The following is a 14,127-nucleotide window of genomic DNA, read 5'->3' as shown; positions in this document are numbered from 1 at the left end:
CTAGATGATTATAATCACTCCGTCATCCCCGAGATCTTTTGTCGGGGATCTAGCTTTTGCTTTTGCTTTTGCTTTTGCTTTTGCTTTTGCTTTTGCTTTTGCTTTTGCTTTTGCTTTTGCTTTTGCTTTTGCTTTTAAGTGTAGCCACCAACAATGCCAAATCGAAGAAACAAAAATTTCAGGTGAAGATGAGCCAGCGAGTATCCAAAACAGGGATGTTTTGGTTAAGCCCACATGGAAGTGCTTGCGGCGTCTCGCTGGATTATCTGCACATAAGCCTGCGGCAGGCAATTGATTAAATTTAAGTATTGGAATTAGATAACCAAATAAATATCACTGATGTTTAGCTGGTGATATTTGATGTATAACAAAGTCCCTCGCAAAACGTCCTCCTAACCTACTGATTTTTTAGACCGTGGCCGTTTGATTATTTGATCGTTAAATTTATATAGTACCATTACTGTAATCAATTGCCTGCCGCAGGCTTTAGCGCAAGCACTTCTGTGACACGCAGCAAGTACGTCCCTGTAAGCTCAACGATGGCATCCCTGCCATCGACGGTCACAGCCGCGTTTGCACCCGGTATTCTATCTCTTCGATTTAACCTCACTTGAAGTAATGTTCAAACCGTCATCCCCGAGATCTTTTATCGGGGATCCAGCCTTTTGCTTTTAAATGTAGCAACCAACAAAGCTAAATCGAAGAAACAAAGCTAAATCGAAGAAACAAAAATTTCAGGTGTTGATGAGCCAGCGAGTATCCAAAACAAGGCGAAGTTTCACTGCGTGAAACGTTTTGAGCGAGGGGCATGGATGCCGAACTGGCAGTTTAACAAGGATGTTATTGGTTTTGGTTAAGCCCACATGGAAGCTGATTTATAAATCAAGAGCCGGCGTCTCGCTGGATAATCTGCACTTAAGGTCACTCTTTCACATCAATATGATCGTGGCATTCAGTTCATCCTGAACATCCCTGCGGCAGGCAATTGGTTAATTTTAAAACTAATAATATAAAGAGCTACCACTTCTAAAACTGGTATTAATTAACAATGAATGGCAAAGTAATTAATAATAATGACCTCAGGAAACACTCATGAAATACTTAGCTTTTTTAACCATTTTCATTTCTATTTCCATCCAGGCAAATGTAGATCGATGTCCGATTGCAACGGCTTCTAATATAACTGGTTTATGGCAAGCTTTTGATATGGATAAAAATGCCCTTTATATTCTCAAGTTTAACAAAGATGGGACTTCCAGCTTATCTGCGTCGACATTATATGGAAAAGTATGGTTCGGTGAGTCAACAAAATTATCCACGAATAACTCAGGGATCAGTTTGAGCTTTTATAATAGAACTAATATAAAGGAAAGTGTGGTCGTTAATGGTTTCGGGGTCAGCGGTGAAGAAAGTGGCATACTTAGTTTAGTGCTTGATGGACAACAAACTGGGCATATTTTTAGGTATCAAAATCTTAACTTCCACAAAGGAAGCCTAGTCGAGAATATCACTAAAATTCAAAATAAAATTGATGCTGTTGATATTTATACTTTTCCGAATCTCAACTATGAAAAATAGAACCAAACAAAAATGCCAGCATTTCTGCTGGCATTTTTAGTTCAACGATTAACTAGTTCAAGCTTAAACCGCTGATTGGATAATCACGCTGCCGGCTTTCTTAGTATAAGAGTCGATTTGATCGAAGTTCAAATAACGGTAAGTATCAGCTGCTGTTGCATCTAATTCTTTAGCGTAAGTTTGATACTCTTCAACTGAAGGTAGGCGACCCAATAACGCGGCTACTGCTGCTAACTCAGCTGATGCTAAGTATACGTTTGCGCCAGTACCTAAACGGTTAGGGAAATTACGCGTAGAAGTTGATACTACTGTAGCACCTTCAGCAACACGTGCTTGGTTACCCATACATAGAGAACAACCAGGGATCTCGATGCGAGCACCAACACGACCAAAGATTGAGTAATAACCTTCTTCGGTTAATTGATCGCGGTCCATCTTAGTTGGTGGTGCAATCCATAAACGTGTTGGCAGTGTTTTAGCAAACTTGTCTAACATCTTACCGGTAGCACGGAAGTGACCGATGTTAGTCATACAAGAACCCACAAACACTTCGTCAATCTTAGTTTGTGCCACGCTTGATAATAATACTGCATCATCAGGATCGTTTGGTGCACAAAGGATTGGCTCTTTGATGTCGTTTAAGTCAATTTCGATAATTTCAGCATATTCTGCGTCTTTATCAGCTTCCATTAACTCTGGGTTAGCAACCCACTCTTGCATAGCAGTAATACGGCGTTCAATAGTACGACGATCGCCATAACCTTCGCTGATCATCCACTTTAACATGATGATGTTAGAGTTAAGATACTCAATGATTGGCTCTTTACCTAGCTTGATAGTACAACCAGCAGCACTTCGCTCAGCTGATGCATCAGATAGTTCAAATGCTTGCTCAACTTTTAAGTGCTCAAGACCTTCGATTTCTAATACACGACCAGAGAAAGCATTAATTTTGCCTTTTTTCTCTACGGTCAATAAGCCAAGTTCAATCGCTTTAAGCGGAATGGCATGTACAAGATCACGTAATGTGATGCCTGGTTGCATTTCACCTTTAAAGCGGACCAAAATTGACTCTGGCATATCAAGAGGCATAACACCCGTTGCTGCAGCAAATGCTACTAGACCAGAACCTGCTGGGAATGAAATACCAATTGGGAAACGTGTATGTGAATCACCACCAGTACCTACGGTATCTGGAAGTAACATACGGTTTAACCACGAGTGAATAACCCCGTCACCTGGACGTAAAGCTACGCCGCCACGGTTCATGATGAAATCAGGTAACGTGTGGTGAGTATCAACGTCAACAGGCTTTGGATAAGCCGCTGTATGACAGAATGACTGCATGGTTAAATCAGCACTGAAACCTAAACAAGCTAAATCTTTTAGTTCATCACGGGTCATTGGGCCTGTAGTGTCTTGCGACCCTACTGAAGTCATTTTAGGTTCACAGTATTGGCCTGGGCGAATACCTTTAACACCACATGCTTTACCGACCATTTTTTGTGCAAGGGTAAAGCCCTTGTTAGTCACAACAACATCTTGCGGACGCACGAATACGTCTGACGCTGGTAACCCTAAGGTTTCACGAGCACGGTCTGTTAAGCCACGACCAATAATTAATGGAATACGGCCACCAGCACGAACTTCGTCTAACAATACGTCTGTTTTTAGTTCGAACGTAGAGATAACTTCGTCAGTACCACCACGCTTAACTTCGCCAGTGTATGGATAAATGTCGATAACATCGCCCATTTCCATTTTATCAACGTTTAGTTCAATCGGTAACGCGCCTGCATCTTCCATAGTGTTGAAGAAAATTGGTGCGATTTTGTTACCTAAACAGAAACCACCAGCACGCTTGTTTGGTACATAAGGGATATCATCGCCCATGAACCATAACACTGAGTTAGTTGCTGATTTACGCGAAGAGCCGGTACCAACAACGTCGCCCACATAAACAAGTGGATGACCTTTGGTTTTAAGCGCTTCGATTTCTTTAATTGGACCCACTTCGCCAGACACATCAGGTACGATACCGTCACGGGCGTTTTTCAACATGGCTAATGCATGTAATGGGATGTCAGGACGTGACCATGCATCGGGTGCTGGTGACAAGTCATCAGTGTTGGTTTCACCCGCCACTTTAAATACTGTCAAGGTCACTTTGTCAGCAAGTTTAGGACGGTTCAAGAACCAATCGGCATTTGCCCAAGCTTCTACAACTTGTTTAGCTGATGCATTACCTGCTTGCATTTTTTCTACCACGTCGTGGTAAGAATCAAACATCAATAAGGTGTTTGATAATGCTTTAACTGATAATGGCGCTAATGCTGGGTTATCTAATTGAGCGATTAACGGCTCAATGTTGTAACCACCTTGCATAGTACCAAGTAACTCTACGGCACGTTCAGCAGATAATATAGGTGATTTTACAGTGCCTTTTGCCACAGCATCTAAGAATGCCGCTTTCACATAGGCAGCTTCATCAACACCTGGTGGAATACGGTTTTCTAATAAATCGAGAATGACAGCCTCTTCACCAGCTGGCGGGGTCTCAACTAATTTTACTAATTCAGCCACTTGTTGTGCATCTAATGGCTTAGGGACAATACCCTCTGCGGCACGCTCTGCGACGTGTTTACGATATGCTTCTAGCACGGCAACATTCCTCTTTGTTTGACGCCTTACGGCGAAACTCAACGTCAGTTTTAGTCACGCTGAAATTCCACAGGTTCGGGCTTGAAATCCGATCCCCAGTATACTACAGCTTTAAAAAAGTATGAATCTGCTCACACTGTTACTAAGATGAAATCTACGGGATTTTTTGGTACTAAAGATAATGTAAAGCCTGATTTAAACAAATAAAATTAGACAATAGTTTGAAATGACAATAAAAATAATAAAATTCAATACTTTAAAATATATCTGTTGATTAAAATCATCTGTAAACAATCTCACACTTTAAAAATAAATATTTTTAATAATTTGTATTTTTAATGAACTCATTTAGGGAAAACGTTACGCTAATGGTTCTTTCTGACCAATATTGAGTTTTTTATGGCAAATGTGGATATCAAAGCGATCATTTTTGACATGGATGGTGTGCTTATCGATTCCGAACCCGCATGGCAACAAGCTGAAATGGCTATTTTGAACGCGCTCGGATTATCGTTAACCTTAGAAGATGTCGAAAGTACCACCGGGTTCCGCATCGATCAAGTGGTGCGTTATTGGTACCAACGCTACCCTTGGGACAACTATGATAATGCCAAAACGGCTAATGCTATCGTTGAAGAAGTGGTCAATATTATCCGCCAACAGGGTCAAGTTATGGACGGCATTATTGACACTCTTAGCTTTTGTCAGCAGCAAGGTTTAAAAATAGGCCTAGCAACCTCTTCCCCAAGCCTTATCATTGATGCTGTGCTTGATAAGCTTGGTATTCGGCATTATTTTGAAGCCATTACCTCAGCGGAGTTTTTAGCCAGAGGAAAACCCCATCCTGAAGTATATTTGAATTGTGCTATAGCGCTGAACATTGATGCAGACAACTGCCTAGCAATAGAGGATTCATTTAATGGCTTAGTTGCCGCTAGAGCCGCTTCTATGCAAACGATTGCGATTCCAGCGCCACAGTTGGCAACACAAGCTAAATGGATTGTTGGTCATCATCAAGTGGCTGATGCTCACGCTATCATCGACATACTTAAACAACACTATCGATAGGTGTTTCTCACCAAAACAATCAAGGCAGCTGATGCTGCCTTGATTGAATAATGAGTTTAGAAGTTCTTACCAATGAATAAGTAAAACGCTCTATCGCCAGTATCACTGTAACCAAAACCTAATGCAGCAGGTCCCCAGGAAGTATCTGTCCCTAAGTACAGACTGCCTGAAAAAATAAGGTCTTTAATATCAACATCCTCACGTAAATACCAGACGTTACCTGCCTCAAAACTAGTGCCTAAATATAAGGGGATATCGGTAATTAATACATCTCGGCCTAAATCATACTGGTAAATGACGGCACCAAAAACTTTATGCGCACCGGCAAGCGCACTTTTATGAAAGCCTGATAAATTTAAAAAACCGCCTAAGTTACTTAAGTGAATAGAAAAGTCGCCGTCACTTTCAACCGTAGATAAAGCCATCTTGCCCACAACCGCATGGTGACCTAAATTAAGTGCGCCTTTCCAATCAGCTTCAACTTGCCAAGTTCTATCACTGGCATCAGCAAAACTTCGCGACGAATAGCTTTCATTGCGATAGTAGCTCGCTAACGTAAAACGATTACCCTCTGTTGGGAAGCTAATACTGTTTAACGTGTCATAGGCTATTTTCAGATAAGCACCATAGGTGTCATAATCAAATTTCCCCGAGAGCACAGCGTTATTAGTAATATTGCCTAATTCACCAATTAAACCTAACTCGATAATACCCGAGGCAGAATAGTTATAGCCAAGGCCCGTTGTCAGGGTCGACACGTTGTTGTCTAATTTATAAATTAGCTGATTTTCATCATAAAGATCCCAGCTTTTCATCTCATATTGGTATCGAGCGATAGCATAGGTATCTTGATCTCTATCAAGTGGCTGATAAAACTCAGTCGCTACACGCTTTTGAAAACCAAGTTCTAATTCATTGCGCCACTCACCACCATTGTCAGTTAAGTCAGTCATCGCAAAAGCTAAGTTTAATGTCACTGCCGAATCTAAGGTGAAATCATCTTCCCAATTAAAACCAGCATCAAAATAATTAGGTCCCCAAGATTTCGCTTTAGATTTCACCGTCAGAATACGTCCTAGCTCAGTATCATTAAATTCGATATCTACACTTTCAAATCGGTTTAATGAGTAAACACGTTTAACCGCTGCTTCTAACTCTTCTTTGGTAATAACCTGCCCCGGCTTTATCTGCAGACTATCGTGGATTAATTTATCATTCACTTTAGATTCATTATTTAACACAATTTGATAAATCGGTTGTTTAATTGGGTTATTCCAGCGTAACCGCTTTTGTTGTTTAGCATCAGAATAGGCTTGGTACTCTTCGTCAGAAATAGACAGCTTAATCAGTTGGTCATATTTCAGCTGTGCAGCCTGCTCACCTATCACTAATGCTTGGGGCATAATCGAAAAGTCTGTGGTGCTGAGATTATCAATCCAAGGTCTGATTAGAATATCGTTTTCTTTTAGCAGTTGCTTTTGACGCGCGGTACTGGCTTGGGTCAAGATAGTGGATAATTGCTCAAGTACGGCAATGGTACTGTTTAGCTGACTTTGTTGAGTTAAAGGTGAGCCTATATCAACCGCAATAATGATGTCAGCCCCCATGCCTTGAACTACATCAATAGGCATATTATTCGCAATACCACCGTCGACTAATAGCATGCCGTCAATATTGGCCGGCTGCAGTGCACCAGGCACAGTCGCAGATGCTTGCATAGCTTTAGAAATACTGCCGCGATCTATCACAACAGCTTCACTCGTCGCTAAATTGGTCGCTACCGCACGAAAAGGAATAGCCAGGTCATCAAAGTCACCAAATTGCTCAACTAAATCAGTTGAGTGTCGTAACAACTGCGACATAGTTTGGCCTTGCAATAGTCCTGAAGGAGAGGTGATCTCGCCGTTGTTAAATCCTACACTGAGTGGGATATTATATTTATCTCGTAATTGTTTATTGCGATAAGATAAGTTTTCTCTGGGAATCGTGTCTGAATAGCCCGTATCCCAGGCACCTTCCAACATAATAGATTCAATTTCATTAGCACTAAAACCTAACGCGTACATGCCCGCAATATACGCACCAATACTGGTACCAGCGATATAATCAACAGGAATATTGTTCGCTTCCAGCACTTGCAGTACGCCAATGTGAGCTGCGCCTTTGGCGCCGCCACCACTGAGCACTAGGCCAATGGTTGGTCGTTCTTTAAATGTTGGCAGTTTATCTGCTGCAGCATGCGCATAGCCGGAAAAAAACAGCGTTATAATGACAGCGCTAAACAATCTAACATGTAGTATTGACCTAAAAATGACCAACTTAGTTATCCCAAATACAATTAAAATCGATCATATTCTAGCAAAGAATGGTCAACTCCCCCTAACTCAATTATGAAAAGTGATGGGTTTTTCTTTAGTGTCAATACCAAGAAAAGTATCCAAATCAGATCTTGGCATCGGCTTAGCAAAATAATAACCCTGGATAATGTAGCATCCACGACTAAATACTTGCTCTAATTGCTCCTTAGTTTCAATTCCTTCGGCAACAACTTGTAATTTAAGATTACGTGCTAACTCAATAATACTCGATACAATCGCTTGATCTGCTTGATTTTCAGCAATTTGAATTAAGAAAGAACGGTCAATTTTGAGTGTATTAACCTCAAATGATCTTAAATAGGCCAATGAGGAATAACCGGTACCAAAGTCATCAATCGCCACTTGTATACCCAAAGCTTTTAATTGAGATAAATGTTGAGTGGCAACATGTATCTCTTTCATTAATACTCCCTCAGTAATTTCAAGGCATAAACATTTTGGTGGAAAACCGGTTTCCGCTAGTGCGCATTTAACAGACTCAATAAAACCAATTTGTCTAAACTGCACCGCTGAAACATTGACTGATAGTTTAAATTCTTGACCATAATGTTGATACCAACGGGCTCCATCAAGGCAGGCTTGTTTGAGCACCCATGTATCAATATCAATAATTAATCCACACGATTCAGCCACTTGAATAAAAATATCAGGACGAACATAACCATCAATTGGATGTTTCCAACGAATTAATGCTTCCATGCCGATAAAGCGATCGTTATGCAGAATATCAATCTGTGGCTGATAATGCAGTTCAAACTCATCTCGCTCAATCGCTTTACGCAAGTCAGATTCTAAGCGTAGGCGATATAATGCTTCTGCATTACGCTCAGCTGAATAATATTGAAAATTACCACGCCCCTCTTCTTTAGCGTGATACATGGCTAAGTCAGCATTTTTTATCAAGACTTCTGAATCTTGACAATCTTCAGGCCAACAACTAATTCCTATACTGGTTGAAATAAAAAATTCACGTCCATAAAGTTTAAATGGCTTTTCAATCTGCTCTAATAATAGACTTGCAAGGTGGTTAATATGATCAATGTCATCAGCATTGCGCAGTAAAATAACAAACTCATCACCGCCAAAACGGCATAACAGATGCTCCGAATTCAAACAGGATTGCAAACGGTTTGCTGCCTCAATTAATAATGCATCCCCCATGCTATGACCAAAAGAATCATTAACCGATTTAAAGCGATCTAAATCTAAAAACATAAGCGCTAACTTTTCATCACTTCGCACCGCATCTTCAATGACTTGATTAAGTAATACGACAAACTGAGTTCGGTTAGCTAAACCTGTAAGTGGATCGTTATTGGCTAATCGCTGTAATTTAAGTTCACTCTGTTTTCGCTCGGTCATGTCAGAAAACACCACCACATAATGTTGGGTAGTGCCGACAGAATTGAGCATTTTGGAGATATTTAACCACACAGGACAAGGCTTATTATCTGCACGCAATAAATCACGCTCGCCACTCCAAAATGTGTCTCGGCTAAACAGCTTATCGATATTTAAAGGGACTTGACTTGATAACACTAAGTTGGAAAATTGGTTACCCAATAACTCTTCACCCCGCATAGCAAGAATTCGGTTAGCGGCAAGATTACTAATTTTGATACGCTTATCAGCATCAAGAATTAACATCCCTTCTGAGGTATTCTCAAATGCCTCAGCCAATAGGTTCACTTCACTTTCTAATTCGCGCTGTGAGGTAATATCGGAGTAAATGCCAGCAGCACGCTTTAGTCGACCGCTTTTAGCTTGCCACGATATAGCCCGTCCTTTTATTCTCAGCCATCGCCAGTCCTGTGACTCATGACGATAGCGAAAGTCCACATCTATCATATCCGCTGTCGACTTAAGCAACTCAAGCCATGCTTGGGTCACGCGGTCAACATCCTCTGGATGAATAGGAAGATCGACTAGTTTTGTCAAAATATTTAACTTATCGCCTAACATGCCACCACGATTATCTAAGGTTAGTATTTGGTTATCATCGCGCCATTCCCATAGATCAGAATCACTGCCACGAAGGGCTTGAGACAACCTGTCATCGCTTTCAACTAAAGCTTGATTGACCTTTTTAAAACGCATGACTTGGCGCTGACGATATATGGATAAAACAAAAGCAAAAAAGAGCACGCTGAAAATTAGTACACCTTTAAAGTATTGAGATTGCCACCAATACTCATCTACTAAAAAGCTAAACTGAAATGGATGAGCCGACCATACACTGTGTTTTTTATAGTTCAGTTCTAGGGTATATTTGCCAGCGTTTAAGCCTGAAATGTTAATTTGAGATTGGCCTTCCAATAACACAAAGCTAGACAAAGCTTTGCCATTTTTCAGTAAGCGATATTGTAAACTTATTGGGCTGTCATCAAGATAATCTAAATTTGAAATTTGAAAGCTAATTAAGCTTGCGCCTGGCTCTACCGTTTTTAATTGCTCAGGTAGCAAAAACAAATCGGTTTTTTTATCATAAAAAACCGAGACTGACTCAAGAAAAATATTATTATTAATAATTCGATTAGCTAATTTGTTGGGGTCAATTAACATGGCGCCGTCAGGCGTGCCGACATATAACCCCATTTGAGGCTGATATAACACCGCTGATTCATTAAGCTCATCAGAGATAAAGCCATCATGGTGAGTAAATGAAGAGTGAGTTTGTGTCCGTTTATTAATTTTTATAATAGAGCGAGAACATCCAATTAAGAAGTCCTCTGGGGTTTCTTGTAAAAAAAGCACCACATTACAGTCAATATTTAACTTATCATCGAAGTCAGTAATTACCCCAGTGTTAATATGATATTCAAACACACCATTTTGCGATGTCCCCAGCCATAGCGTATCCGAACTAACCTGAAGAAAGTGGGTAATCTGCGGTTGCTTATCAAAATGAGAAAAAGCATTTTTTATTGGCGTAAATATTAAGTCGTCATCAAGGTAACCAAAATTTTTCTCTCCCCCTAACCATAAGCGATTATGGTTATCTCTGATAATTGCACTAAACCAGAATCTTCCTTGCTGTGACTCACGATCATCAAGCATCACTTGCTGCAGCTCAATGCCTCCATACTGCCAATAGTAGAGGCCTTGAGTCGTCGAAAACCAAATTCTATCTAATATAGGATCACGATAACTAGTAATCACCACATTTTTTCTTAGGGATAATTGCCCACCACTCCATTGACTAAAATCAGAGGAGGCATTGGTATATTTGTTAATAACAAATAAACCGTTAGTGGTAGATAACACAATATGATCATCATCAAGATCAGTAATGTTATAAATGCTGTCATTTGGTTCAAAACCATCGGGCACAACTAATGTCGAAGCTTTAGAAAGCGTATCAATCACCTCTAAACCACCATCAGTACCTAACCAAACTTTATTATTTTGTTGAAAAATAGACCATATCATTTCGTTATCGAGTTGATATTCTGAAGACTGAGAAAAATAATCAACAATATAATCAGGGGCGGTTGCCACTAAAGCCAAACCATCACCTGAGCCACCCACCCAGATCAAACCGTTTTCATCAATTGCAAGGGCATGAATATAATCAATATCTGCAAATGTTTTTAATGGCTGATGATAATTCTTCGAGTCATTAGTATTTACATCCCATGAAATCAATCCACTGCGACTGCCAAGCCAAAGTGTGCCTTTGCTGTCTTCAACCACTTTTTCAATATAAAAGGGCTTATCCATAATAGGAGTTATGGTGCGCTGGCTTAAGATTATTTTAAACAAACCTTTAGATGAAAATAGCCATATCTGTTGATGTGAGTCTTGCATTAACCCCTTAATTGACCCACGCTTTTTGTTCCATCCTAAATCGATTACTTTACCATCTAAAAGGTGCAGTTCAGCTTTATGGGGGGAAGTATAAATACGCTCTTGGTTGCTTAAGACTAATTGATGCCCCCAAGGGATAGTAGAAGATAGCGATCCTTTGGGGTCAGGGATCAAACTCATACTGGCAATGTCAAATAGGTAACGTTGGCCGTCATGTGACAGTAATTCAAATTGATTCGCGTGATTATCAACTATCGAGACTATGCCAAGGCTAGTATTGTCTTCATCCCCTCCCATCGCAGTAGGTTGAAATAGCTGGGTGAATTTGTGTTCCCTTATACTATATAGGTAAAGGGTGCTAATAGAGGTAATTAATAAATGCTCATCAGCAACCGGAACAACTCGGTAAAGCATCTCGTCGTCTAAAACAGACTCAGTGCCTAATTTATCAATGCGCCTAATTGAGTTATTACTAACTCGATAAAGCCCTTGTTCAGTTGCAAGCCAAGCATAACCATAACGGTCAAAGCTGATATCGTTAATAGTGCTATTAGCTAAACCATCTTTAGCATTAAACACACGCTGAATAAAGTCGGCCCCTTCAGCAGGTACAACTGATCCCAGCATAACTAAAACGGCTATTATAAAGGCGCAGAAGCGATACATTTAAGGTGAAATACTCCAATACCTAATGTTGTTTTATCTCAAATAAAACAACTAATGAACTGACTTTTATCCTATTTGATTTAGAAGTCCATTCTGGTATCAAAAACCGTCTATTTTCAATATACAGTAACAATCACAATCACAACTAAAAATAATAAAAAACATTTAAAACAGATATTTAAAACAGATATTTAAAACAGGCAAACTAATAGCGCAACTTTTCAAGGGACTTTAAGCAAAAAAACTTAAATTACTGACCACAATATTGCGCAATTAAGCCCGAATATGCGGCTCAATAGTGTACAAATGGAGGGGCAATTCAAAGCCAATAATAACCATATATGATAAATCACATAAAATTTAATAACAATAATATAACACTACCAACTAAGTGTAGACTAAAAAAAAGCACCCATTAAGGGTGCTTTAAATTATTTATTGATGCTGTTAATTACTTCTTTTTAACCGCTTTTGGGTTAGGTAAGTCAGTAATTGAACCTTCATAGATTTCAGCAGCTAGACCCACTGATTCATGTAAGGTTGGGTGAGCATGAATCGTTAATGCTAAATCTTCAGCATCACAACCCATTTCAATTGCTAGGCCAATTTCACCTAATAACTCACCGCCGTTAACACCCACAATAGCACCACCGATAACACGATGAGTCTCTTTGTCGAAAATTAACTTAGTCATACCTTCACTGCAATCCGACGCGATTGCACGGCCACTTGCAGCCCAAGGGAAAGTCGCAGTTTCATAAGCAATACCTTGCTCTTTTGCTTCTTTCTCAGTTAAGCCAACCCAAGCGACTTCCGGATTGGTATACGCTATTGAAGGAATAACTTTCGGGTCGAAGAAGTGCTTAAGACCAGAAATAACTTCAGCAGCAACATGACCTTCATGCACACCTTTATGCGCTAACATTGGTTGACCAACAATATCACCAATAGCAAAGATGTGTGGCACGTTGGTGCGCAGTTGTTTATCAACATTGATAAAGCCACGCTCATCAACATTAACACCGGCTTTTTCTGCAGCCAGTGATTTACCATTTGGTGCACGGCCAATAGCCACTAACACAGCATCATAACGCACTGGTTCTGTAGGGGCTTTTTTGCCTTCCATTGTCACATAGATACCATCATCTTTTGCTTCAACAGCAGTCACTTTGGTTTCAAGAATTAGATTAACCTTCTTCTTAATTTGCTTAGTGAACACGCGAATAATGTCTTTATCAGCAGCAGGAATGACTTGGTCGAACATTTCAACCACGTCAATTTCACTGCCTAGTGCCTCGTAAACCGTACCCATTTCTAGGCCAATAATACCGCCGCCCATAACAAGCAGTTTACCTGGTACTTCTTTCAATTCTAATGCATCAGTCGAATCCCAAATACGTGGGTCGTCATGAGGAATGAAAGGCAATTTAATTGGGCGCGAACCCGCAGCAATAATGGCGTGTTCAAACTGAACCACTTTAACGCTACCATCTTCAGCTTTAACTTCTAAAGTGTTTGGGCCGGTAAACGTACCAAAACCATTAACCACATCAACTTTACGCATCTTAGACATTCCGCCTAAACCGCCTGTTAATTGGCCAATCACTTTCTCTTTAAAGCTACGTAATTTGTCTAAGTCGATTTTTGGCTCACCAAAAACAACACCGTGATCAGCAACCATTTTGGCTTCTTCAATCACTTTTGCTACGTGTAATAATGCTTTAGATGGAATACAGCCCACGTTTAAACACACACCACCTAAGGTGTTGAAGCGTTCAACGATAATAGTATCTAAACCTAAATCTGCTGCGCGAAAAGCCGCAGAATAACCTGCAGGACCAGCACCTAATACAACTACCTGAGTTTTAATTTCGTTACTCATGTTTTCCTCTATTCTTTTGCTTGAGTTGGCGGCAACACCGTCTTTACAATCATTGTGATCACATCATGTTAACTGGCCGCAGTTTAC

Annotated in this window: 7 protein-coding genes; 2 read left to right on the top strand and 5 right to left on the bottom strand. The window is 40.2% G+C overall.

The window, feature by feature from the left end:
• Positions 1–234 (bottom strand): hypothetical protein, encoded by a 234-nt coding sequence (locus tag ACRWQM_RS01375; RefSeq protein ID WP_434931008.1) that lies wholly within the window; start codon positions 232–234, stop codon positions 1–3.
• Between the two features lie 858 nt (positions 235–1,092).
• Between ACRWQM_RS01375 and ACRWQM_RS01370 the strand changes: the two genes are divergently transcribed.
• Positions 1,093–1,578 carry a hypothetical protein gene (locus ACRWQM_RS01370; RefSeq protein ID WP_434931007.1) on the top strand — a complete coding sequence of 162 codons (486 nt, stop codon included), beginning with the start codon at positions 1,093–1,095 and terminating at the stop codon, positions 1,576–1,578.
• A gap of 63 nt (positions 1,579–1,641) precedes the next feature.
• Here ACRWQM_RS01370 and acnB read toward each other — a convergent pair whose 3' ends face one another.
• Positions 1,642–4,239, bottom strand: a complete 2,598-nt coding sequence (gene acnB / locus ACRWQM_RS01365; RefSeq protein WP_434931006.1) for a bifunctional aconitate hydratase 2/2-methylisocitrate dehydratase — start codon at positions 4,237–4,239, stop codon at positions 1,642–1,644.
• Between the two features lie 399 nt (positions 4,240–4,638).
• On the opposite strand from acnB, the gene hxpB reads away from it, so the two are divergent.
• Complete coding sequence (gene hxpB, locus ACRWQM_RS01360; protein ID WP_434931005.1) at positions 4,639–5,307, top strand: hexitol phosphatase HxpB; 669 nt, start codon at positions 4,639–4,641, stop codon at positions 5,305–5,307.
• Between the two features lie 56 nt (positions 5,308–5,363).
• On the opposite strand, the gene ACRWQM_RS01355 is transcribed toward hxpB, so the two are convergent.
• From ACRWQM_RS01355 to lpdA, 3 genes are all read right to left on the bottom strand, one after another.
• Entirely contained in the window at positions 5,364–7,568 is a 2,205-nt protein-coding gene (locus ACRWQM_RS01355; RefSeq protein WP_434931951.1) for a patatin-like phospholipase family protein, read from the bottom strand.
• A gap of 123 nt (positions 7,569–7,691) precedes the next feature.
• Positions 7,692–12,119: an EAL domain-containing protein gene (locus ACRWQM_RS01350; protein WP_434931004.1), complete on the bottom strand. Its 4,428-nt coding sequence runs from the start codon at positions 12,117–12,119 to the stop codon at positions 7,692–7,694.
• Between the two features lie 490 nt (positions 12,120–12,609).
• A complete protein-coding gene (gene lpdA / locus ACRWQM_RS01345) occupies positions 12,610–14,040 on the bottom strand; it encodes a dihydrolipoyl dehydrogenase (protein ID WP_434927427.1) in 1,431 nt (476 codons plus the stop codon).
• Positions 14,041–14,127: the final 87 nt, after the last annotated feature.

Origin of the sequence: Shewanella sp. HL-SH5 (assembly GCF_051163755.1) — a bacterium.
Taxonomy (GTDB): Bacteria; Pseudomonadota; Gammaproteobacteria; order Enterobacterales; family Shewanellaceae; genus Shewanella; species Shewanella glacialimarina.
The sequence above is the reverse complement of the archived record's forward strand: the minus strand, read 5'-3'. Positions and strand labels throughout refer to the sequence as shown.